Source organism: Lactococcus termiticola (assembly GCF_003116835.1).
GTDB lineage: Bacteria > Bacillota > Bacilli > Lactobacillales > Streptococcaceae > Lactococcus > Lactococcus termiticola.
The window spans coordinates 210,816-232,807 of the sequence record NZ_BFFO01000002.1; the positions used below are offsets into that span (position 1 = coordinate 210,816).

Below are 21,992 nucleotides of genomic sequence, written 5' to 3' on the forward strand. Positions count from 1 at the left end.
ACAAATCAAAAACAAAGAGCTATAATATAGAAAACCTTTAAGAATGTCCAGAGAGGCAGGCAAGGTCGGAAAAGTAAATAGCATTATATTAGGGGTTACCCTATTTTCTGATATACCTGTATACTCTGACATTCTGAGTATGCAGGTTTTTTGTATCACAGAAAGGAGCCAAGATGGCAAAGAAAGAAATTGTAGACGCAGTCACAATGAAACGGGCAATCACCCGTATCACTTACGAGATTATCGAACGCAATAAGTCGCTCGATGATATCGTCCTCATCGGAATCAAGACACGTGGGGTTTACCTGGCGAAACGTATTCAGGAGCGCCTCGCTGAACTTGAGGGCTTGGATATTCCATTTGGTGAATTGGACACCCGTCCTTTCCGTGACGATATGCAAGTTGAAGAAGACACAACGGATATTAAGGTTGATATCAAGGGTAAAGACGTTATCTTGGTTGATGATGTCCTCTACACTGGTCGTACCATTCGTGCAGCCATTGATGGTCTTGTGAAGCTTGGTCGTCCTGCCCGTGTGCAGTTGGCGGTACTCGTTGACCGCGGTCATCGTGAGCTTCCTATCCGTGCAGACTATGTTGGTAAAAACATTCCAACGGCTCGTGATGAAAAAGTTTTTGTTCATATGTCAGAGTCAGACGGTGAAGACAGCCTCTACCTTGAAAAAGGAGAGGCCTAAGGACGATGACGACGGATAAAGACATTATTTTACGGGTGGATGAGAAGCCAGTCCTGAGCCAATGGTTTGGCCTGAGCTTCCAGCACCTCTTTGCCATGTTTGGTTCGACCGTGCTCGTACCGATCCTGGTCGGCATCAATCCGGCCATCGCCCTCCTGAGCTCAGGGCTTGGGACACTTGCCCACATGTCAGTGACCCGCTTCAAGGTGCCGGCCTACATGGGCTCGAGCTTTGCCTACATTGGTGCGATGAGCCTGCTCATGAAGCACGGTGGCCTGCCTGCCATTGCACAAGGAGCGATGACGGGCGGTCTGGTCTACCTACTGGTGGCCCTGATTGTCCGCTTTGCTGGCAAAGGCTGGATTGACAAGGTCCTGCCTCCGATTGTGGTTGGGCCGATTGTCATGGTCATCGGGCTGAGCCTAGCCCCTACGGCCATCAATGACGCCATGTATAAGGACACGGCCCACTTGAGCGGCTACAGCCTGGCCTATATCCTGATTGCCTTGATTACGGTCATGGCGATTGTCATCTACAGCATTTATGGAAAACGGATCTTGTCTGTCGTACCGATTTTGCTGGGGATTATCACAGGCTATGTCGCAGCCCTGATCATTGGGGCAGTGACCCATCAAGACATCGTGTCATTGACGGGTGTGGCCCATGCCAACTGGCTCCAGCTTCCGCCAGTCGAAGTCCCCTTTGCCAGCTACCACTGGGCCTTCTATCCTTCGGCTATCATTACCATGGCTCCGATTGCTTTTGTCACGATGACAGAGCACTTTGGCCATATCATGGTACTGAATTCATTGACCGGAAAGGACTACTTCCATGAGCCAGGCCTCGATAAGACCCTGGCCGGAGATGGTGTAGCCCAGGTCATTGCCGGCTTTATCGGCGCACCACCGGTGACTTCTTATGGGGAGAACATCGGTGTTATGGCCATTACAAAAATTCATTCAATCTATGTGATAGCAGGCGCTGCAGCTCTGGCTGTGGTGGTCAGCTTTATCGGCAAGATTACAGCCCTCTTGCAGTCGATTCCGGCTCCCGTGATTGGCGGGGCATCGATTGCCCTCTTTGGCGTGATTGCTGCGAGTGGTCTCAAGATTATTGTTGAAAATAAAATTAATTTTGACATCAAGCGAAATCTTCTGATCAGCTCTGTTGTGTTGGTCATCGGGATTGGCGGCATGGTGCTCGAAATCACACAAAACTTCCAAGTCAGTTCTGTCGCGATTGCTACCATCTTTGGGATCGTGATGAACCTGGTGCTTCCTAAAGAAGAAGCGTAAATATTAGAAATTGCAAAGACGCCGTCCTGACAGCGAGCAGACGGCTGGGGTAAAGGAGACCTATATGTCAATGATGCAAAACGGATTAGTCAGCTTAGAAAATCTGACAACAATGGAAAACCTCTCAACAGAAGAAGTGATGGGCCTGATCAAGCGGGCTTCTGAGTTTAAGGCCGGTACAGCTGAGTTCAAGCTGGACAAGCAGACCTTTGCCAGCAACCTCTTCTTTGAAAACTCAACCCGGACCCACCACAGCTTCCACATCGCCGAAGCCAAGCTGGGCCTGGACATTCTTGAATTTGACGCCAAGGCCAGCTCTATCAGCAAGGGAGAGACCCTTTACGACACGATTTTGACGCTCGATGCCCTGGGCGTTGAGGTCTGCGTGGTCCGCTCTGGCGTGGAAAATTACTATGAAGAGCTGGTCGAGTCAGACAATATCCACTGTGCGATTGTCAACGGAGGCGACGGCTCAGGACAGCACCCAAGCCAGTGCCTGCTTGATTTGATGACCATTTATGAAGAATTTGGGAAATTTGAGGGTCTCCGGATTGCCATCTCAGGCGACCTGACCCACTCTCGTGTGGCCAAATCCAACATGATGATGCTCAAAAAGCTCGGAGCCAAGCTCTATTTCACTGGGCCTGCGGCCTGGTACGATGAAGAATTTGACCAATACGGCCGTTATGCCAACCTGGATCGGATTCTTCCCAAACTCGATGTCCACATGCTCCTCCGTGTCCAACACGAACGCCATGACTCTGAAGAAAGCTTCTCTAAGGAGAGCTACCACAGACAATTTGGTCTGACCGAAGAGCGGGCGAAGACACTGAAGCCAGAAGCCATCATCATGCACCCTGCTCCGGTCAACCGGGATGTAGAAATTGCTGATTCACTGGTTGAAAGCTCACAGAGCCGGATTGTTCAACAGATGACCAACGGGGTCTATACTCGGATGGCCATCCTCGAAGCTGTTCTTGCTGGAAGAAAAGGTTAGAAAAATGACAAAAAGACTGCTAATTTTAGAAGATGGAAGGGTATTTGAAGGAGAAGCCATCGGGGCCAATCTGGATGTGACAGGCGAGCTGGTCTTTAATACTGGAATGACCGGCTATCAAGAGTCCATCACAGACCAGTCCTACAATGGCCAAATCCTGACCTTTACCTATCCGTTAATCGGAAATTACGGTGTGAACCGGGATGACTATGAGAGCATCCATCCGACCTGTAAGGCCGTCGTCGTTTCTGAAGCGGCACGACGCCCGTCAAACTGGCGGATGCAGATGAGCCTGGATGAATTTCTCAAGGCCAAGGGCATTCCTGGAATTACAGGCGTGGATACCCGGGCCATTACCCGGATTGTCCGTGAACACGGGACTTTGAAGGCCGCCCTGGCCAATGCCAATGACTCGATTGACCACCAGATGAGCCAACTCCAGGCGACCGTCCTGCCGAAAAATCAGGTGGAGACTAGCTCGACCTCGAGTCCATATCCATCGCCAAATACAGGTAAGAACGTGGTTGTCGTTGACTTTGGCCTGAAACACAGCATCCTCCGGGAACTCAGTACCAGAAACTGCAATCTGACTGTCCTGCCTTATAATGCGACTGCTGAGGACATTCTGGCCATGAAGCCAGATGGTGTCATGCTGACCAATGGTCCAGGCGACCCGACAGACGTTCCAGAGGCTCTTGATATGATTCGGGGCATCCAGGGCAAGGTCCCGATTTTCGGGATTTGCCTGGGCCACCAGCTCTTTAGCCTGGCCAACGGTGCTCAGACCTATAAGATGAAATTTGGCCACCGGGGCTTCAACCACGCCGTTCGTGATTTGAAGACTGGACGGATTGACTTTACCTCGCAGAATCACGGCTATGCCGTCGACCGGGAGAGCCTGCCCGATGACCTGGAGGTGACCCATGAGGAAATCAATGACCGGTCTATCGAAGGTTTGAGGCATACTCGCTACCCAGCATTCAGCGTCCAGTTCCATCCGGATGCGGCTCCAGGACCTCATGATGCGAGTTATCTCTTTGATGACTTTATGTTGATGATGGATGACTTTAAGAAATGAGAAATTTAGAAAAGTTATGCTTTAGCATGGCTTTTTTTGCTGTCAAAAAAGCAAGACGAATTCTTTTGTCAAAGTAAAAACAGTTGTTATAATGGCAGTAGAATTTGGAGTAGTCAGGAGGAGAAAATACTGATATAGCAAAGTTCGCCACGGTCAGTGCACATCAAAAAGTCTAAAGAATTAAAAATAAGCGAAGCAAAATGAAACAAGTGGAATCAATCCAAAAGGAGTCTCATGAAACACGCAAGCAAAATTCTTTTCTCTGGCCTGCTCTTAGCAGGTCTATCGATCGTCGCCGTTCCGTCAGCAAAGGCAACAGGCCAAGGAGAGGACGTCTATCGCCTCTATAACACCGCCAGTCACGCCCACCTCTGGACCAAGTCCAGCTACGAAAATAGCCAGCTTCCCAAAATCGACAAAAACTGGCGTCAGGAGGGTATCGGCTGGCAACAAGTCAAAAAGGGCAGCCCCGTCTATCGGGTCTATAACCACAAGAGCGGAGAGCACCACTATACGCAGTCAGCCTATGAAAAATCCGTCCTGGTCAAGCAGGGCTGGCGGGATGAAGGCGTCGCCCTTGAGTCAGATGATCCATCAAAGGGCAGTCCGGTCTACCGCCTCTACAATCCCAAGGCTGGAGCAGGTGCCCATCATCTCACGACCAGTAGCTATGAGCGTGACCAGCTCATTAAGAAACACGGCTGGAAGGATGAGGGCATTGGCTGGTATGCAGCCAGTGCCCAAAGCAGGCCAGACAATAATCATAAGCCAGCTCCAAAACCAGAAACCAAGCCAAATCCTACGCCAGCCAAACCGCCAGTAGCTGGTAAGCCAGAGGAATTTGACGACATCATCCCCGTTCAAATCCTCGGCATCAATGACCTCCACGGCAACCTGGACACGACCAATCAAAAGGTGACCCTGCCTGCCATCACAGGCGACCCGAGTGGTCGTTCTGTCCATCTGACCGGCGGGGCAGCCAGGCTAGCTGGCTATCTCAACGGCTATACGGCCAACTTTCTCAACAACAACAAAAACGGTATCAGCCTCCGCTTTGAGGCTGGCGACATGATTGGGGCAAGTCCAGGCGTCTCCTCGCTCATCTACGATCAGCCAACGATTGCAGCACTAAAGGCCATGCAAATTCATATCGGCACACTGGGCAACCACGAGTTTGACCGGGGCCTGGACTTCCTTGAAAAGGTCCGCTCAGGACAAAATCCAGTCGCCAATCCGACCTCAAACATCGACAAGTTGGCGTCCGACTTCTACAAGAAATTCAGCCAAGACAAGCTCAAAAGCGACTATCCGCTGGTCATCGCCAACCTTGAAAACAAGTCAGACGGCTCGATTCCCAAAGACTACAAGCCCTATGCCGTCCTTGAGCAGAAGTCAGCTAATGGAAAGACCGCAAAGATTGGTGTGATTGGTGTCGTGACACCTGAGACCAAAAACATTGTCCTTGCTGAGCACGTCAAAGACTACAACTTCACAGACCCGGCAGAAGCTATTGCCAAATACTCTAAAGAACTCAGAAAACAAGGCATCAACGCCATCGTCGTTCTGGGACATACCTCGTCAAACAATGTCGATGACGACCCCAACAAGCCTGTCTACGGCGAGACAGCAGACATCATCAAGAAGCTCGACCAGATTGAACCAAACCACTCGGTCGACCTCTACCTGGCTGGCCACTCACACACCTTTACCAATGGCTTGGTTGGCAAGACTAGAGTCGTCCAGGCCCTCTCTTACGGCAAGGCCTTTGATAATGTCATCGGCAAATATGATACCAAGACCAATGACTTTAGCGCTATCCCAGACGCTGATATCGTCCCTACGACCAGCACTATTACGGGCAAGACCCGTGAAGATGCAGAGACGAATATTCCAGAAGACCCGGCCGTTCTCAATATCGTCAATGAGGCAAAGGCCATCACTGGAAAAATTATCCAGGAAAATATCGGTGCCTATCCGACAGGAGCCCAGTACCAGCCAGGCAATAGCGATTACCTCAGACGTGGCAATGCTGGCTTCCTCAAGGTCCCTAATCTTCCAGAAATTAAGGGCATTGACGGCGGACCAGACCAGAAGCCGAACCATCTTGGCGAGACCCTACTCGGCCAGTTCATCACAAAGGCCCATTATGAGACAGCAAAAGAAAAAGGCCAACAGGTCGACCTCTCACTGACCAATAACGGTGGCATCCGGGCTGACCTGGCTAAAAATCCCGACGGCTCCATCAGTTGGGGTCAGGCCCAGGCCGTCCAGCCCTTCCGCAATGTGATTCAGATTGTCGAAATGACAGGGCAGGAAATCATTGATGCCCTCAATGAACAGACGCTGCACTCTCCAAGCCCGGCAAGAGGCAGTAATCACTACCTCCACCAATACGGCTTGAAATATGAAGTGACGAGTAACCCTGACATCGCCTCAGGGGTCCACCCAAATGAATCGCCCTACGTCGTTAGCAAGGCCAGCTTCATTGATGGCAGACCGCTTGAGCTTGACAAGAGCTACCGAGTTTCTGTTAACAGCTTTCTGAGGGGTGGTGGAGATGGCTTTGAAGTCTTCACACGGCCGACGGTCAAAGACGTCGCAGGCTTCCAGCTCGATGATACGGATATTTTCATCGATTATATCAAGAAAATAAAGACCCTGCCTGAGGGCAAGGACTTTATCCAGAGCAAGACTTTTGATGGAACAGCGAAGCCACTGACTAAGGCGACAACAACTCCAATAAAATAAGCAAGAAAAAAATTCTAGGCCAATCCTAGAATTTTTTCAAATAAATCTTATCAATCACATGGTTCTCCGACTTATGAAGGATGATCTCAGCCCGGTTTCGGGTCGGTTCGATATACTGGTGGAGGTTGACGGCGTTGACCTTTTCCCAGGTGCCACGGGCGAGGGTCAGGACCTCGTCAAAAGGCATCTTGGTAAATTGGTGGTAGAAGTTCTTTGGGTCGTCCTGGGCCAAATCCAGCAGGCTATTAAAGCGTTCCAGATACCATTTTTCAATCAGGCTTTCGTCGGCGTCGACATAAATCGAGAAGTCATAAAAGTCTGAGATGTAAAGATTTTGGTTCTGCTGGTTTTGCAGGACGTTGATTCCTTCGATAATGAGAATGTCTGGACAATCTATCTCCTGGCTCTGATTCTCCAAAATATCATAGGTCTCATGGGAATAAATTGGCACTGAGGTCTTCAGGCCGTTTTTTGTATCATAGAGAAACTGAATCAGTCGTTCCATGTCATAAGACTCTGGGAAGCCCTTGCGGTCAAGCATGCCGCGGCGTTGCAACTCGGCTGTCGGAAAGAGAAAGCCATCGGTCGTGACCAGGTCAATCTTGAGCTTGCTGAAGGCACGTGAGAGCAGGAGCTGCATGAGGCGGGCGGTTGTTGACTTGCCGACAGCGACCGAGCCGGAAATCCCGATGATCAAAGGCGGTGTCTTGACAATCTTTTGCAAGAAGAGTCCTTTTGAAAAGCTCATGTCTTCAAGATTCTTTTTATAGAGGCGTACCAGATGGACTAGAGGCAGGTAGACATCGGTCACGTCCTGGAGTGAAATCTCATCATTGAGCGAGCGGATGGCATCCAGCTCATCACGGGTCAGCGGAGCAATCGAGGTCTTATAGAGATTCTGCCAGGTCGTCCTTGAGATTTCGTCAAAGTTGATGAATTCGTTCATGAGCTTATTTTAGCATTTTTAGGGGAGCTTTGTCAGTGATGGCTTTTTTTAGCTGTGAATTGGCCTGGTTTTTCTGCCAGTAAACGACGTAAATTTAGGCGGGGGCATTTCTTCCACTACACTTCTGATGATTTCAGCTTTCTAGCAAACTCAGCGACACAAAAACAGAGACCTTACAGTCTCTGTTTTATCATTCCTCTTCCAAGTCAATCTCCCGAATAGAAGACCGCCTTACCAACTCAGCCGGATAAAGAATATCACCTTCAGGCTGGCCGTTCTTGATGCTATTGACAATCCACTTCGCGGCGTCAACGCCCATCTTTTCTTTAGGATGGATGGCAGAAGTCAGGGCAATCCCGCCCATCAGGCTCAGGCTCGAATCATCACAGGCAATAATCGAATAATCTTCTGGAATCTTGCGCCCAAGCTTGACCAACTGGCTCATCAGGTTCTTGGCGATTTTGTCGTTGTAGCAGAAGATGCCGGTGATGCCTGGATTATCGGCCAGAAGTTTGATGGCCTGCTCATAGACGTCAGCCTCGGTCTCGGTCGTATAGGTCAAAATCGAGTCCGGACAAATGCCGATAGAAGCCTCTTCACAGGCCTTGATGAAGCCCTTCATCCGGTATTTGCCTTGGAGGTCATCGGTCTTGCTGATCAGTAAGAGCTTCTTATGATGGTGGTCGATGAGTTCTTTGGTCGCCAGATAGCCGGTCTCAACGTCATCAACCCGGATGCAGGGCGTGTCCAGCTCTTCATAGTTGGCATTGATCATAACCATGGGAATATTGTGTTCCCGCATGACGGCTCAGACACCAGGTTCACTCCACGAAGGTGGTGAGCTCGGCTACACTTTGAGCCACGCAACAGGTGCGATTCTTGACCAACCTGAGCAGATTGCCTTTGCCGTCGTCGGTGATGGTGAAGCTGAAACTGGCCCTCTGATGGCTGGTTGGCATTCTACTAAGTTCATCAATCCTAAAAATGACGGTGCAGTTCTGCCAATTCTTGACTTGAACGGTTTTAAGATTTCAAATCCAACCCTCTTTGCCCGGACTTCTGATGAAGACATCGAAAAATTCTTTGAAGGTTTGGGTTATTCCCCTCGTTATATCGAAAATGATGAAATCCATGACTACATGGCTTATCATGAATTGGCAGCTAAGGTCTTTGACCAGGCGATTGAAGACATTCATCAAATCCAAAAAGATGCCCGTGAAAATGGCCGCTATCAGGACGGTGAAGTGCCAGCTTGGCCAGTGATCATCGCCCGCCTGCCTAAGGGCTGGGGTGGACCTCGCTACATTGACTGGGCGGGTCCTAAATACGACGGTAACGGCATGCCAATCGAACACAGCTTCCGTGCCCACCAGGTGCCAATGCCATTTTCTTCTAGAAACATGGCCACACAGCCTGAATTTGAAGAATGGATGCTTTCTTACAAGCCAGAAGAACTCTTTAATGCGGATGGTACTCTTAAAGAAGAACTCCGTGAAATGGCTCCAGAAGGCGACATGCGGATGGCTTCAAACCCTGTTGCCAACGGTGGTGTTGACGGTTCTAACCTGAAGCTTCCTGACTGGACAGCCTTTGCCAACCCTATCACGCATGAAAACCGTGGTAAACTCCTGCCAGAGACGAACGACAACATGGATATGAATGTCCTGTCTAAGTTCTTTGCAGAAGTGGCTAAGATGAACCCTACCCGTTTCCGTATCTTTGGCCCTGACGAAACCATGTCAAACCGCCTCTGGGAAATGTTCAAGGTCACTCAGCGTCAATGGATGCAGGTCATCAAGACACCAAACGATGAATACATCTCACCAGAAGGACGCATCCTTGATAGCCAATTGTCTGAACACCAGGCTGAAGGTTGGCTGGAAGGTTATACATTGACCGGTCGTACTGGGGTATTCACTTCATATGAAAGCTTCCTGCGTGTGGTTGACTCAATGTTGACTCAACACTTCAAGTGGATCCGTCAGGCTTCTGCCCAAAAATGGCGGAAGGACTACCCATCACTCAATGTGGTTTCAACTTCAACCGTCTTCCAACAAGACCATAACGGCTACACTCACCAAGACCCAGGGATGTTGACTCACTTGGCTGAAAAGAAATCTGATTTTATCCGTCAATATCTGCCAGCCGATGCCAACACACTGCTTGCTGTCTTCAACCGGGCCTTCCAGGACCGTAGCAAGATCAACCACATCGTGGCAAGTAAGCAACGCGTCAACAATGGTTTACGAAGGAAGAAGCTGAAAAGCTTGCGACTGAAGGCCTTGCAGTCATCGATTGGGCCTCTACTGCTAAGGCGGGCGAAGACGTTGATCTCGTCTTTGCCTCAGCTGGTGCAGAACCTACGATTGAGACTCTGGCAGCCTTTCATCTAATCAACGCGGCCTTCCCTGAAGTGAAGTTCCGCTATGTCAATGTCGTTGAACTTGGCCGCCTTCAAAAGAAACAAGGCGGGCTCAACAGTGAACGTGAACTTTCTGATGAAGAATTTGAAAGCTACTTCGGTAAGTCAGGCACACCAGTTATCTTCGGCTTCCACGGCTATGAAGACCTGCTGGAATCCATTTTCTACCAACGCCAGCACATGGGACTCCACGTCCACGGCTACCGTGAAGATGGTGACATCACAACCACTTACGACATGCGTGTCTACAGCGAACTTGACCGCTTCAACCAGGCACTTGATGCCATGCGTGTTCTTAGTCAGGCGAAGAAGCTTGATGAAGTAAAGGCTAAAGCCTTCGAAGATAAGATGGAAAAGACGCTTGAAAAACACTTTGAAGTTACGCGTAACGAAGGGGTAGATATTCCTGAATTTACTGAATGGACTTGGAGCGATTTGAAATAAGTTAAGAGGAAGAAGCAGATCTAGCATCTGCTTTTTTGTTGTCCTGAGGTCGTTTCATTCCAGAAATATGACAGGCTTACAGTGAGGGCACGCAAGCAAAGCTTCGCTTTCATTGCTAAGTGTCGAGCCCTAGGGTCTCGCCACTTGCCTTTTCTCACTGGAAGCCTGCCATATTTCTTCCATTTCACTAGTGCCTAATAAAAAAGGCTGACATATTGCAGTAAGGGAAAGAGTGTAGTGGAAGAAATGGATTCAGCTTGCCAAACCTAAGATTTTTTCTTATTTTCATCTCAGAAAACCTCAACCATAAAGAAACTTTTATGATAAAATAAAGCTATGGCAAAAACGAACATGTATTATGAAGACAATCGGGACTTAGCCCATGATGAGAAGGAGTTGAGTATTAGCTTGCTTGGCCTTCCCATGCGCTTTATGACAGATGCGGGTGTCTTTAGTAAGTCTGCGATTGATTATGGGACCAGGGTCTTGATTGACAATTTTGAGCCCGGACAGGCAAAGAGCCTGCTCGATGTGGGCTGTGGATATGGTGCCATGGGTTTGCCACTGGCTAAAAAGCACGGTTTGGCACTGACCATGGTCGATGTCAATAGCCGAGCCCTTGAGCTGGCTGAAAAAAATGCCCTGCTCAACCAAGTCGCAGTTGAGAGCATCAAGCTCTCTGACCAGTACGAGGCCCTGGCTGGCGAGACCTTCGACAGCATCGTCTCCAATCCGCCGATTCGGGCCGGCAAAGAAGTGGTCCACGGCATTCTCTCAGGAGCCATTGATCACCTCAATCCTCAAGGCCACTTGACCATCGTGATTCAAAAGAAACAAGGGGCACCATCTGCCCAGAAAAAGATGCTAGAAGTCTTTGGAAATTGCGAGCTCGTCGCAAAAGACAAGGGCTACTGGATATTAAGGAGCGTAAAATCATGACCTACAGAATGGTAGACCTCATCCAAAAGAAGCGGGATGGTAAGGCCTTTGCAAAAGAAGAAATCGAATGGATGATTTCAGGCTATGCCAAAGGTACTGTCCCGGACTATCAGATGTCAGCCCTTGCCATGGCCATCTATTTTCAAGGCATGACGACTGAGGAGACCGCAGCCCTGACCATGGCCATGGTGGCGACAGGCAAACAGCTTGATTTGTCAGCCATTCCTGGTGTCAAGGTCGACAAGCACTCGACTGGTGGCGTGGGCGACAAGGTCACGCTGATTCTTGCGCCTCTGGTGGCCAGCTTTGGCGTCCCTGTGGCCAAGATGAGTGGTCGGGGCCTCGGCCATACCGGCGGGACCCTCGATAAGCTGGAGAGCATTCCTGGTTTTAAGATTGAAAAAACAGAAGAAGACTTTATCCGCCAGGTCCAGGAGACGGGCCTGGCCGTGATTGGCCAGTCAGATGACCTGGTCAAGGCCGACAAGCTCCTCTATGCCCTGCGGGACGTGACAGCGACGGTGGACATCATTCCCTTGATTGCCAGCTCTGTCATGTCGAAGAAAATCGCAGCGGGTGCCGATGCGATCCTTCTTGATGTGACCGTTGGCGACGGAGCCTTCATGAAGAACATCGAAGATGCCCGTGTTCTCGCTAGGACCATGGTTGATCTCGGTAAATCCGTCGGTCGTCAGACCATTGCGGTTTTGACCAATATGAGTCAACCGCTTGGACACGCCGTCGGCAACCGCAATGAAATCACCGAAGCCGTCAACACGCTTGACGGCAAGGGCAGTCCAGCCTTCCGTGAATTTATCGCTGAGCTAGCCCAGCTCATGCTGAGCCTGGCAGGTCAAGAAAAGTCCATTCCTGAAATCCTTGAGCACCTGGATAACGGCAAGGCGAGAGCCAAGTTTGATGAGATGGTCTTGGCACAAGGCGGCAGGACAGATGGCCTGACAGAAGCACTTAAAGCTGATTATCAAGCAGAAGTCAAGGCCGAAGCCGATGGCTTTATCTCAGCAGAAAAAGCCATGGCCATCGGCGTCCTCGCCATGAAGCTCGGGGCGGGCCGTGCGACCAAGGCTGACAGCATTGACTTTGAGGCCGGCATCTATCTCGAAAAGAAGGTCGGTGACCTGGTTCAGACCGGCGACGTCATTGCAAGGCTCTACAGCAACAAGCCCATCACTGATGAGCTGATGGCGGAAGCCAAGGCTGCGATCGAGCTTTCTGATGAGGCCAGCAGTCACAAAGAAATCCTGGAAGTCATCCGATGAATCCAGACCTCGGTATTCCCAGATGGTTGATTGCCATCCAAGTCATCGTCTCAGCTGCAGTTGGGGCCATCGCCCATCTCTATGTCAGCAACATTTTCCTCAGCGTCCTCAGCTTTATCCTGGCATTTTCAGTCGTCTATGTCCTGATAGGCTTTATATATCTTCAATTTTTTAAGAAAGAAAGGTAATTTCATTATGCAACTCAACAAATACATTGACCACACGATGCTCAAGGCCGATGCTCCAAAGTCTAAGATTGACCAGATTATCTCAGAAGCTAAGCAATACGACTTTGCCTCTGTCTGCATCAATCCGACCTGGGTCAGCTATGCGGCTGAAGCCCTCAAAGACACTGATGTCAAGGTTTGTACCGTCATCGGCTTCCCTCTGGGTGCAAACACTTCAAGCCTCAAGGCCTTTGAAGCAGAAGAAGCCATCAAGAACGGTGCTGATGAAATCGACATGGTCATCAATATCGGAGCTGCTAAAGATGGCAACTGGGAGCTGGTCCAATCCGATATTGAAGCGGTCAATGCTGCCAAAGGCGACAAGCTCCTCAAGGTCATCATCGAGACTTGCCTTTTGACAGACGAAGAAAAGGTCAAGGCCTCTCAGGCAGCTAAGGCAGCTGGGGCTGACTTTGTCAAAACCTCGACTGGCTTCTCAACTGGCGGAGCGACTGTCGCTGATGTCAAGCTCATGCGTGAAGCAGTCGGCCCAGACATGGGTGTCAAGGCCTCTGGCGGTGTCCACAATGCTGAAGAAGCCCATGCCATGATCGATGCAGGGGCGACCCGTCTCGGTGTCTCTGCCGGTGTGGCCATCATGGAAGGGGAAACCAGTAATGCCAGCTACTAAGACAGCACTCAGCCAGTCAGCCCGTGAGGCTTTAGAGCGGGCCTATGTACCCTACTCACATTTTCCGGTCGGTGCGGCCTTTTTGACCAAGTCTGGCCAGGTCATCCAGGGTTGCAATATTGAAAATGCCAGCTTCGGCCTGTCAAACTGTGCCGAGCGGACAGCGATTTTCAAGGCTATTTCAGAAGGCATCACAGACTTTGAAGCCCTGGCTGTCTACGGCGAGACCGATGAGCCCATTAGCCCATGCGGAGCCTGCCGTCAGGTCATTTCAGAGTTCTGCCCAGGAGACATGCCGGTTTATCTAGTGTCTAAAGACCTTTCTATTAAAGAGACCAGTGTTGCTGAGCTCTTGCCTTATTCTTTTAAGGAATTGAAGTAGGGTTGTTAAGCCAGATTCCTTTCATTCCACTAGAATACTCAATGGTACAAAATAGAGCTATAAAAGCTCAGAAGTTGGAGTGAAAGAAATCTTGGAAAATGCAGTGGAATCAGGCAAAACTGGAGACCGCAGGGCTCCAGTTTTAGCAATGAGACCGCAAAGCGGTCTGCTTGCGGCCCCGCTGCATTTTCCAAGATTTCTGGAACGGAAACAGCCAGCCAAATAATAAGGAAATGCCCCGTCAAAAACGGGGCATTTTTCATATAAAAGACTAAAAACCGAACAATCTAAATAAAAATAGGCTTTCGTTTGCAGTCAGCTTGATAAAATTTTATGAAAGCGTTAAAATATGATTAAGGCTAAAATAGTTTAGCATAATAAAACTTTGGAGGAACCCCATCCCATGAAAAAACGTGCTCTCGTCGTTGGTGCAATCGCCCTTGCATCCGTCTCAGTTCTCGCAGGCTGCCGTGGCCGTGATGCCTCTGCTGGTAAAGCAGATACAGACCTTAAAGCAGCGATTGTCACTGATACAGGTGGTATCAATGACCGCTCATTCAACCAATCCGCTTGGGAAGGTCTCCAAGCTTGGGGTAAAGAAAATAACCTCAAAAAAGGTCAAGGCTTTAATTTCTACCAATCAAACTCAGCTTCTGACTACACGACCAACTACAACTCTGCTGAACAAGCAGGCTACAAGCTGATGTTTGGTATCGGCTTCTCACTTCAAGATGCGACAGCACAAGCTGCTAAGAACAACCCAAATTCTGAGTACGTCATCGTTGACTCTGTCATCGAAGGTCAAAAGAACGTTGCTTCAACAACCTTCTCTGATGAGCAATCTGCCTACCTTGCAGGTGTCGCAGCAGCCAAGACAACGAAGACCAACAAGGTCGGCTTCATTGGTGGGATGCAGTCTGACGTCATCACTGCCTTCCAGACTGGTTTTGAAAAGGGTGTAGCTTCAGTTAACCCAGCTATCAAGGTTGACGTTCAATACGCACAAAGCTTTACTGATGCTGGTAAAGGGAAGACCATCGCCCACGCTATGTATGGTGCTGGTGAAGACGTCGTTTACCAATGTGCTGGTGGTGTAGGTACAGGTGCCTTCCAGGAAGCTAAAGCTCAAAATGAACAACGTACAGAAGCTGACAAGGTATGGCTCATCGGTGTCGACCAAGACCAAAACTACCTCGGAAGCTACACATCTAAAGACGGTAAAAAATCTAACTTCGTCCTTGTATCTACAATCAAAGAAGTTGGTAAAGTCGTCCAAGACATCGCAGGCAAAGCAGCCAAGAAAGAATTCCCTGGCGGCAAGGTCGTTAACTATGACCTCAAAAACGGTGGTGTAGACCTTGCCAAGGACAATGCTTCAGCAGATACTTGGAAGGCCGTTCAAGACGCTAAGGACAAGATCATCTCTGGAGATGTAAAAGTACCTTCTAAATAATGTTAATTTTAAGCAAGGCTTTTAGCCTTGTTTTTTAGTGCCTTGCAGGCGGCTTTCTCTCTTCGGGATGGGGATGTTTCTAGTAGTGGGTGCTCGCGGAACTAGCTTCGAGTGTTGCTAAGCCTTGCTTAGTCTCCCTACGGGAGCCGTCGCAAGGCAAAGCAACACTACTTGCGGATTTCCGCTCCGCGGATTACACGACAGCAGAGCTGTCGGTAATCCCACTACTAGAAAATCCCTTTGAGCTAGAGCTCCGCTCCCGGCTTCGCCGGACCGCTTTGCGGGTTTGGCGGAGCCAAACGGCCGAAGGCCTAGCAAAAGGGGATTTTCTAATAATGGAAAGATCGACAGCTTTGCTGTCGAATCTTTCGCACAGGGGAGATCCGCAAGTACTATTTCTTAGTGGCTCGACGGCTCCCGTAGGGAGACTAAGAGACACTTAGAAATAGTCGAAGCTAGCTCCCCGAGCACTCCATTATTTTAAACATCCCCAACCCGAAGGGCAAGCCGCTTGCAAGGCATACCTCAAAAACAAAATACTTGCATTCTTGAAAAGAATAATATATAATATAGAAGTTGTCTTTGTGGTCTCCATGAAGTACAACCGCCGGGAAAAGCGTTCAAGCGAGGCAACTCCACGCTCAACCGCGAGTCTTACTGCTTGCCTAGGCAAGTTATTAAAATCTAATAAGGAGGAATCACAATGGCTAAATACGCTATCATCAAAACTGGTGGAAAACAGCTTAAGGTTGAAGAAGGTTCAGTGATCTACATCGAAAAACTAGATGTTGAAGCTGGTCAAGAAGTTTCATTTGACGAAGTTGTTCTCGTTGGCGGCTCACGCGGTAAAGCAAAAGTCGGCACACCATTCTTGTCAGACGTAACAGTTAAAGGTGAAGTTGAAAAACACGGTAAAGAAAAGAAAGTTGTTACTTTCCAATACAAACCTAAAAAACACTCTCACCGTAAGCAAGGTCACCGTCAACCTTACACTAAGGTTGTTATCAAGAGCATCGAATTTTAATCATGGCTGTTGAAGCGGTAATCCGTAAAAACCGGGGGCGTTATGCCTCTTACGAAATCTCAGGTCATGCAGGCTCAAACGAGGGTAAAACTGAGTTTGATATTGCCTGTGCAGACGTGTCTGTCCTGAGTATCACCACAGCAAACAATATTTATAAAATTGCTGGGGTGAAGCCGATTACGAAAATGGAGGATGGCTACTTATACGTAGAAGTTCCCATTTCCATGCCGGCAAAACAAGCAGAAGTTGTCCAACTCCTCTTTGAAGCATTTAAGAATGCCTTAGAAGATGTGGTCGGAGAATTTCCGCAGTATGTTCATTTAACACTTGAAAACTAACACAGGAGGGCAATTCATATGTTGAAACTTAATTCACAACTCTTCGCCCACAAAAAAGGTGGGGGTTCTACTTCCAATGGTCGTGATTCACAAGCAAAACGTCTTGGTGCTAAGGCATCTGACGGTGAACTTGTAACTGGCGGTTCTATCCTTTTCCGTCAACGTGGTACTCATATCCATCCAGGTACTAACGTTGGCCGTGGAGGCGACGATACTCTCTTCGCTAAAATCGAAGGGACTGTAAAATTTGAAACTAAACGTGGTAAAAAACAGGTTTCTGTTTACCCAGTAGTTGCTAAATAAAAAAACTCGGGATACCCCGAGTTTTTCTTTTCTCGCAGAATGCTGTTATCGCTAGACGCCTGGAAAAGCCTTGCCAGTTCAATCTGGAAAATCAGAGCGCATAAGTGAAAACCTCTAAGTATAAGTCCCGCTTTAAGGCAAGTCCACTCGGACTAGCCCGAGTTTTTCTTATCTCGCAGAATGCTGTTATTACTAGACGTCTGGACTAGCCTTGCCAGTTCAATCTGAAAAATCAGAGCGCATAAGTGAAAATCTCTAAGTATAATTCCCGCTGTGCAGAATGCTGTGAGGTATAATCAGAAGCCTTGGACCGGCATTTTCCCCAGCCATCCAGGTCCAAACCCCATCCCAACCCGAAATATGCTATAATATTAGTAAAATAAAGCCTTTAGGAGAGAAGTATTTGGCAGTTCATTCTTTAGAATTTAAGCTTGCCCATCCCGATGATGCGGGTCAGGTCTTTGGAGCCCAAGACAAGCATTTGTCCTTAATAGAAGCCCAGCTAGAGGTTGAGGTTAATTATCGAGGCGAGACCGTTCAAATCATGGCTGAGTCAGAAGAGAAGGCTGAGCTTGCAAGACGGGTCATCCAGGCCCTGCTGGTCCTGGTTTCTCGGGCAATTCCGGTCCACAGTTCTGACGTGGTCATTGCCCTCAAAATGGCCCAGAGCGATACCTTAGAGAATTTTGTGACTCTCTATGAGATTGAATTGACCAAAGACAGCACAGGCAAGCCGATTCGCCTGAAAAATCTGGGTCAGAAGCAGTATGTCGATAGCGTGAAGAACCACGACATTACCTTTGGCATTGGGCCTGCAGGGACCGGGAAGACCTTCCTGGCTGTGGTCTTGGCTGTTCAGGCCTTGCGAAACGGCCAGGTTAAGCGGATTGTCCTGACTCGGCCAGCAGTAGAGGCGGGAGAAAACCTTGGCTTTCTGCCTGGCGACCTTCAGGAAAAGGTCGATCCCTACCTGCGTCCTGTCTACGATGCCCTCTTCCAGATTCTTGGCAAGTCGGCGACAGAGCGGATGATTGAGCGAGAAATCATTGAGATTGCCCCACTGGCTTATATGCGGGGCCGGACCTTAGATGATGCTTTTGTCATTCTAGATGAGGCTCAAAACACGACGACCATGCAGATGAAGATGTTTTTGACCCGTCTGGGCTTCAATTCTAAGATGATTGTCAATGGGGATATTTCCCAGATTGACCTGCCGGGACATACCAAATCAGGCCTGATTGATGCCAAAGACAAGCTCAAATATGTCCATCAGATTGACTTTGTTTACTTCACAGCCAAGGATGTCGTCCGACACCCTGTGGTTGCTGAGATTATCAAGGCCTACGAAGATTAAATTTATCAAAATTATGAAAGGGCGGACCATATGGCTGAAGGCTATGTCATGGACCTGCGTAAGAAAATCGGCCATATCCCCATGGTCATCGCATGTGCCAGTGTCATCACTTATGATGAAGAAAAGGGCATTCTCCTGCAACGCAGAAAGGACAATGGCAACTGGTGTTACCACGGAGGCTCTATTGAGCCTGGTGAGACGGCCCAGGAGGCGGCTGCCCGTGAGATGCTGGAAGAAGTCGGCCTCAAAGCCGGCAAGATGGAGCTCTATGACGTCGTCTCCGGCGAAGAGCAACACTTCTTTTATCCTAATGGTGATGAGGTCTATATCATTGACAGCGTCTATCTCTGCAAGGATTTTGAGGGCGATCTCAAGCTTGAAGCTGCAGAAGTCACGGATGTCCAGTGGTTTGCCTTTGATGATTTGCCAGAAAATTTAATGCCCTCTACTAAAACGCCTATTCAAAAATTTGCAAAGGAAATGCTCGATGCACGTTGAACTCGTTGATGAAACAGGAAAAGTCACTGCTCCAATCATAGAGCAGACGAAAAAACTGCTGGCTTTTGCGGCAGACTATATTAAATTGCCAGAATCAAAAGAGATGGCGGTCAGCTTTATTGACAATAAACGCAGTCATGAGTTGAACCTTGAATATCGGGACACTGACCGGCCGACCGATGTGATTTCGCTCGAGTATAAGCCAGATGAAGAAGAGTTTTTCTTTGATGAAGAAATGGAGATTCCTGACGAGCTGATGGCTGAGATGGATCCCTTTATCGGCGAGCTTTATATCTCGATTGACAAGGCGTCTGAGCAGGCAGAAGATTACGGTCACTCATTAGAGCGGGAATACGGCTGGCTCTGCGTGCACGGCTTCTTGCATATCAATGGCTACGACCACTACACAGAAGAAGAAGAAAAAGAGATGTTTAGCCTTCAAGAGGAGATTCTGACTGCCTATGGCCTCACACGATAAACATGATGATGACGATGTTAAAATCTTTCAAAAAAAGGATTTTGACAAGGGAAAGACGCCAGAGAAAAAAGAGGGGGCCAGATGGAAGAATTCAAATGTCTGGTCAAGTTTAGAATTTGCCTTATCCGGTATAGTGACGGCCTTTCAACGGGAACGCAACATGCGAAAGCATGCCCTGACCAGTCTGATTGTCGTTGTTTTTGGCTTGATTTTTAAGATTTCAGAAATCGAATGGCTCTTTCTCTTATTGTCAGTCTTTCTGGTCATCACGGCTGAACTCTTTAATTCAGCCATTGAAAATGTCGTCGACTTAGCCTCTGACTACAATTTCCACATGAGGGCCAAGCGGGCCAAGGATATGGCGGCAGGGGCAGTGCTCTTTATTTCAGGCTTTGCCTTGATAGTTGGCTTGATTATCTTTTTGCCTAAAATCTGGAGCCTGATTTTTGGTTAGCGGGCAATTGAGAATGTTTTGATGCAGGGGACTCCTGCTTTTTTTAGTGTCTGGACGGCGTGCTGGAGGGTCCGACCTGTGGTGTAGACGTCGTCGACGAGGAGAAGCTTGTCAGGGAGTTTGATGTCAGATTTGAGGCGGAAGGGGTTTGGACTGGCGAGGCGGTCTGTTCTGCTGAGTGAGGACTGTTTGGGGGTCTCGGATTTTTCTAGGAGCTCTACGACTGCCTGTCCTTTGAGAAAAGCGGTGACCTGGTTGAAGCCTCGCTCCTGGTAGGAGTGAGGACTCAGGGGGATGGGGAAAAGCTGGTAGCCCTTAGGGAAGGACGGGAGCCGTCTTGCGACTACCTTAGCTAGCTGATAGTCTCCGAGAAATTTATAGCGTCGAAAGAAGTCTTTCATCTCATCATCATAATGATAGAGGGCCTGGTGGTCGACGAGAATTCCGGATTCTTCCCAGGCTTTACAGTCCTCACAAATCTCTTTCTGATAGGGCTTGTAACAGCGGGGGCAATGAGGATCAGCAATCGCTGTGAAATTATAGTCGTCCTGGAGGAAGTTTTCTGTCTTTCTCAGCAAGAAGAAGTCTTCAAATCTCATCTTTAGCCCCGCCCTTCGGAAAGGCCCCGCGATTATGGCCTTTAATCTCAGCCGTCGCCCGAATCATGGCCAGCGTTTTCCCCTTATGAAAGAAGCAGAGCTCCCCCGTCGGGCGTTCCCTGCTCCTCCCAACACGGCCCGCAATCTGCACAAGGACAGGAGCTGTAAAATGAAAATGGTCCGCCCGATAGACAAAGACATCGAGCTTTGGAAAGGTCACGCCCCGCTCTAAAATAGTCGTCGAAATCAGGACAGAAATCTTGCCAGAGCGAAAGTCCTCTACCAGCTCGTGCCGGTCGGGAGTCTCTGAGGAAACAAAGACCTCTCCTAGCTTTTGGGCCAAGTCCTCGCCAGTCTTAAAGTCAGGCACAAAAATCAGCAGGGGAAAGGACGAGCTCCTCTGTCGCTGATAGGCCTTGCCAAAACGACTGAGCCAGAAAAGCTGGGGCAGGACTAAAGGAAAACCGTGAAAACGTCTGGAGAGCTGGATTTTATAGAGGTCATCCTGCTTGACCTCCAGCTCCAGACTAGGATGAGAGGTAGCAGTCATATAGAGCAGATGGCTGTCAGCTTTTCTAGCGAGCTCAAGGACCTCTCCGAAAATTGGATTCTCCACAAATGGAAAGGCATCCACCTCATCAATAATGAGTAGGTCAAAAGCCTCACGAAACCTGAGCAACTGATGCGTGCTAGCGATGACCAGAGGCGAGGCAAAATAGTCTTTTGACTCCGCATACAATATCGGAATCTCACAGCTAAAATCCCTAGAGAGCCGCTTGTGGAGCTCGATCAGGACATCAACACGAGGACTGGCCAAAGCAACCGTTCTGCCCTGCTGAAGGACCTGGTCAATCGCAGGATAGATCATCTCAGTCTTTCCAGCCCCAGTCACGGCATGCAGCCAGGTCTTTCCTGGCATTAGCACCAGCGACTTTAACTGTCGAGAACAATCCTCCTGCTCAAGACTCAGCTCCCCCTGCCAGACGAGATAGGACTGCCGAGGATAGTCAGCCTGGGGGAAATTGCAGAGCCACTCATCAGAGCGGACCCGGCCGAGCTCAATACAGGTCCTGCAATAGTAAGCTCCGATGGGGAGCCTGGACCCAGCCTTGTCATGCAGACTCCCACAACGCTGACAACGGATTTTTCCATCTGGTACTTCTATCATCCCTGCTAGCTCTGAGTGGCCTATTTTCAGTTCTTCTGAGCTCAAGTTCTTCTTGAGTAAAAGCCTTCCTGATAAATATTTCATGTTTAATATTCGTCTTTAATGGCAAAATGTCAAAGAATTTGCTATAATAATAGTGTTGAATTTTTGGGATATAGCCAAGCGGTAAGGCAACGGTCTCTGACTCCGTCACGCGTAGGTTCGAATCCTGCTATCCCAGTAGTTTGTCCAGTGCG

22 protein-coding genes, 1 tRNA gene and 1 pseudogene are annotated in these 21,992 nt (G+C 49.0%); 20 read left to right on the top strand and 4 right to left on the bottom strand.

What is annotated here, in order from left to right; genetic code table 11:
• The first annotated feature begins 173 nt into the window (after positions 1-173).
• The 5 genes from pyrR (at position 174) to NtB2_RS02420 (ending at position 6,816) form a co-directional block, all read left to right on the top strand.
• Positions 174-698 (top strand): bifunctional pyr operon transcriptional regulator/uracil phosphoribosyltransferase PyrR, encoded by a 525-nt coding sequence (gene pyrR / locus NtB2_RS02400; protein ID WP_109245351.1) that lies wholly within the window; start codon positions 174-176, stop codon positions 696-698.
• Positions 699-703: 5 nt separating this feature from the next.
• The gene (locus NtB2_RS02405) at positions 704-1,993 is read left to right on the top strand and encodes a uracil-xanthine permease family protein (RefSeq protein WP_109245352.1); all 1,290 of its coding nucleotides are present in this window, start codon (positions 704-706) and stop codon (positions 1,991-1,993) included.
• Positions 1,994-2,063: 70 nt separating this feature from the next.
• Complete coding sequence (locus tag NtB2_RS02410; RefSeq protein ID WP_109245389.1) at positions 2,064-2,990, top strand: aspartate carbamoyltransferase catalytic subunit; 927 nt, start codon at positions 2,064-2,066, stop codon at positions 2,988-2,990.
• Between the two features lie 4 nt (positions 2,991-2,994).
• Positions 2,995-4,068, top strand: coding sequence for a carbamoyl phosphate synthase small subunit (locus tag NtB2_RS02415; RefSeq protein ID WP_109245353.1), 1,074 nt, complete (start codon positions 2,995-2,997; stop codon positions 4,066-4,068).
• Between the two features lie 234 nt (positions 4,069-4,302).
• Positions 4,303-6,816 (top strand): 5'-nucleotidase C-terminal domain-containing protein, encoded by a 2,514-nt coding sequence (locus NtB2_RS02420; RefSeq protein WP_109245354.1) that lies wholly within the window; start codon positions 4,303-4,305, stop codon positions 6,814-6,816.
• Between the two features lie 25 nt (positions 6,817-6,841).
• Here NtB2_RS02420 and coaA read toward each other — a convergent pair whose 3' ends face one another.
• Positions 6,842-7,762 (bottom strand): type I pantothenate kinase, encoded by a 921-nt coding sequence (coaA, locus tag NtB2_RS02425; RefSeq protein WP_109245355.1) that lies wholly within the window; start codon positions 7,760-7,762, stop codon positions 6,842-6,844.
• Between the two features lie 190 nt (positions 7,763-7,952).
• Positions 7,953-8,564, bottom strand: coding sequence for a substrate-binding domain-containing protein (locus NtB2_RS02430; RefSeq protein ID WP_109245356.1), 612 nt, complete (start codon positions 8,562-8,564; stop codon positions 7,953-7,955).
• Here NtB2_RS02430 and NtB2_RS02435 point away from each other — a divergent pair.
• The 14 genes and pseudogenes from NtB2_RS02435 to NtB2_RS02500 all read left to right on the top strand — a co-directional run.
• A pseudogene (locus NtB2_RS02435) lies at positions 8,545-10,628 on the top strand (phosphoketolase family protein); the annotation flags it as partial. The gene NtB2_RS02430 and the pseudogene NtB2_RS02435 sit on opposite strands and share 20 nt — an antisense overlap.
• Positions 10,629-10,964: 336 nt before the next feature.
• Positions 10,965-11,567 (top strand): class I SAM-dependent methyltransferase, encoded by a 603-nt coding sequence (locus tag NtB2_RS02440; RefSeq protein ID WP_109245357.1) that lies wholly within the window; start codon positions 10,965-10,967, stop codon positions 11,565-11,567.
• Positions 11,564-12,847, top strand: coding sequence for a pyrimidine-nucleoside phosphorylase (locus NtB2_RS02445; RefSeq protein ID WP_109245358.1), 1,284 nt, complete (start codon positions 11,564-11,566; stop codon positions 12,845-12,847). The genes NtB2_RS02440 and NtB2_RS02445 overlap by 4 nt, the downstream gene beginning before the upstream one ends.
• Positions 12,844-13,035 (top strand): hypothetical protein, encoded by a 192-nt coding sequence (locus tag NtB2_RS02450; RefSeq protein WP_109245359.1) that lies wholly within the window; start codon positions 12,844-12,846, stop codon positions 13,033-13,035. The genes NtB2_RS02445 and NtB2_RS02450 overlap by 4 nt, the downstream gene beginning before the upstream one ends.
• A 7-nt stretch (positions 13,036-13,042) precedes the next feature.
• Complete coding sequence (gene deoC, locus NtB2_RS02455) at positions 13,043-13,705, top strand: deoxyribose-phosphate aldolase (RefSeq protein ID WP_109245360.1); 663 nt, start codon at positions 13,043-13,045, stop codon at positions 13,703-13,705.
• Complete coding sequence (locus NtB2_RS02460) at positions 13,692-14,087, top strand: cytidine deaminase (protein WP_109245361.1); 396 nt, start codon at positions 13,692-13,694, stop codon at positions 14,085-14,087. Before deoC ends, NtB2_RS02460 begins: the two co-directional genes overlap by 14 nt.
• A gap of 403 nt (positions 14,088-14,490) precedes the next feature.
• The gene (locus tag NtB2_RS02465) at positions 14,491-15,540 is read left to right on the top strand and encodes a BMP family lipoprotein (RefSeq protein WP_109245362.1); all 1,050 of its coding nucleotides are present in this window, start codon (positions 14,491-14,493) and stop codon (positions 15,538-15,540) included.
• A gap of 703 nt (positions 15,541-16,243) precedes the next feature.
• On the top strand, positions 16,244-16,564 hold the full coding sequence (rplU, locus tag NtB2_RS02470) for a 50S ribosomal protein L21 (RefSeq protein ID WP_109245363.1): 321 nt from the start codon (positions 16,244-16,246) through the stop codon (positions 16,562-16,564).
• A gap of 2 nt (positions 16,565-16,566) precedes the next feature.
• Positions 16,567-16,902: a ribosomal-processing cysteine protease Prp gene (locus tag NtB2_RS02475; RefSeq protein ID WP_109245364.1), complete on the top strand. Its 336-nt coding sequence runs from the start codon at positions 16,567-16,569 to the stop codon at positions 16,900-16,902.
• A gap of 18 nt (positions 16,903-16,920) precedes the next feature.
• Positions 16,921-17,205, top strand: a complete 285-nt coding sequence (gene rpmA / locus NtB2_RS02480; RefSeq protein WP_109245365.1) for a 50S ribosomal protein L27 — start codon at positions 16,921-16,923, stop codon at positions 17,203-17,205.
• 403 nt (positions 17,206-17,608) lie between these two features.
• A complete protein-coding gene (locus NtB2_RS02485; protein WP_109245366.1) occupies positions 17,609-18,559 on the top strand; it encodes a PhoH family protein in 951 nt (316 codons plus the stop codon).
• A 30-nt stretch (positions 18,560-18,589) separates the two neighbouring features.
• The gene (locus NtB2_RS02490; protein WP_109245367.1) at positions 18,590-19,057 is read left to right on the top strand and encodes an NUDIX hydrolase; all 468 of its coding nucleotides are present in this window, start codon (positions 18,590-18,592) and stop codon (positions 19,055-19,057) included.
• A complete protein-coding gene (ybeY, locus tag NtB2_RS02495; RefSeq protein ID WP_109245368.1) occupies positions 19,047-19,535 on the top strand; it encodes an rRNA maturation RNase YbeY in 489 nt (162 codons plus the stop codon). The genes NtB2_RS02490 and ybeY overlap by 11 nt, the downstream gene beginning before the upstream one ends.
• Entirely contained in the window at positions 19,519-19,989 is a 471-nt protein-coding gene (locus tag NtB2_RS02500; RefSeq protein ID WP_109245369.1) for a diacylglycerol kinase family protein, read from the top strand. Before ybeY ends, NtB2_RS02500 begins: the two co-directional genes overlap by 17 nt.
• Here NtB2_RS02500 and NtB2_RS02505 read toward each other — a convergent pair.
• Positions 19,986-20,588 (bottom strand): ComF family protein, encoded by a 603-nt coding sequence (locus tag NtB2_RS02505; RefSeq protein ID WP_109245370.1) that lies wholly within the window; start codon positions 20,586-20,588, stop codon positions 19,986-19,988. The two genes, NtB2_RS02500 and NtB2_RS02505, sit on opposite strands and share 4 nt — an antisense overlap.
• Entirely contained in the window at positions 20,578-21,849 is a 1,272-nt protein-coding gene (locus NtB2_RS02510; RefSeq protein WP_439956799.1) for a helicase-related protein, read from the bottom strand. Before NtB2_RS02510 ends, NtB2_RS02505 begins: the two co-directional genes overlap by 11 nt.
• A 55-nt stretch (positions 21,850-21,904) precedes the next feature.
• Here NtB2_RS02510 and NtB2_RS02515 point away from each other — a divergent pair.
• Positions 21,905-21,976 (top strand) — tRNA-Gln (locus NtB2_RS02515).
• Positions 21,977-21,992: the final 16 nt, after the last annotated feature.

Coding starts and splice junctions, on each gene's coding strand:
- NtB2_RS02445 (WP_109245358.1), top strand. CDS start 11,564: ATGACCTACAGAATGGTAGACCTCATCCAAAAGAAGCGGGATGGTAAG.
- ybeY (WP_109245368.1), top strand. CDS start 19,047: ATGCACGTTGAACTCGTTGATGAAACAGGAAAAGTCACTGCTCCAATC.
- NtB2_RS02460 (WP_109245361.1), top strand. CDS start 13,692: ATGCCAGCTACTAAGACAGCACTCAGCCAGTCAGCCCGTGAGGCTTTA.
- NtB2_RS02430 (WP_109245356.1), bottom strand. CDS start 8,564: ATGCGGGAACACAATATTCCCATGGTTATGATCAATGCCAACTATGAA.
- NtB2_RS02500 (WP_109245369.1), top strand. CDS start 19,519: ATGGCCTCACACGATAAACATGATGATGACGATGTTAAAATCTTTCAA.
- NtB2_RS02420 (WP_109245354.1), top strand. CDS start 4,303: ATGAAACACGCAAGCAAAATTCTTTTCTCTGGCCTGCTCTTAGCAGGT.
- coaA (WP_109245355.1), bottom strand. CDS start 7,762: ATGAACGAATTCATCAACTTTGACGAAATCTCAAGGACGACCTGGCAG.
- NtB2_RS02405 (WP_109245352.1), top strand. CDS start 704: ATGACGACGGATAAAGACATTATTTTACGGGTGGATGAGAAGCCAGTC.
- NtB2_RS02440 (WP_109245357.1), top strand. CDS start 10,965: ATGGCAAAAACGAACATGTATTATGAAGACAATCGGGACTTAGCCCAT.
- NtB2_RS02475 (WP_109245364.1), top strand. CDS start 16,567: ATGGCTGTTGAAGCGGTAATCCGTAAAAACCGGGGGCGTTATGCCTCT.
- NtB2_RS02490 (WP_109245367.1), top strand. CDS start 18,590: ATGGCTGAAGGCTATGTCATGGACCTGCGTAAGAAAATCGGCCATATC.
- deoC (WP_109245360.1), top strand. CDS start 13,043: ATGCAACTCAACAAATACATTGACCACACGATGCTCAAGGCCGATGCT.
- NtB2_RS02505 (WP_109245370.1), bottom strand. CDS start 20,588: ATGAGATTTGAAGACTTCTTCTTGCTGAGAAAGACAGAAAACTTCCTC.
- NtB2_RS02415 (WP_109245353.1), top strand. CDS start 2,995: ATGACAAAAAGACTGCTAATTTTAGAAGATGGAAGGGTATTTGAAGGA.
- NtB2_RS02465 (WP_109245362.1), top strand. CDS start 14,491: ATGAAAAAACGTGCTCTCGTCGTTGGTGCAATCGCCCTTGCATCCGTC.
- pyrR (WP_109245351.1), top strand. CDS start 174: ATGGCAAAGAAAGAAATTGTAGACGCAGTCACAATGAAACGGGCAATC.
- NtB2_RS02410 (WP_109245389.1), top strand. CDS start 2,064: ATGATGCAAAACGGATTAGTCAGCTTAGAAAATCTGACAACAATGGAA.
- rpmA (WP_109245365.1), top strand. CDS start 16,921: ATGTTGAAACTTAATTCACAACTCTTCGCCCACAAAAAAGGTGGGGGT.
- rplU (WP_109245363.1), top strand. CDS start 16,244: ATGGCTAAATACGCTATCATCAAAACTGGTGGAAAACAGCTTAAGGTT.
- NtB2_RS02450 (WP_109245359.1), top strand. CDS start 12,844: ATGAATCCAGACCTCGGTATTCCCAGATGGTTGATTGCCATCCAAGTC.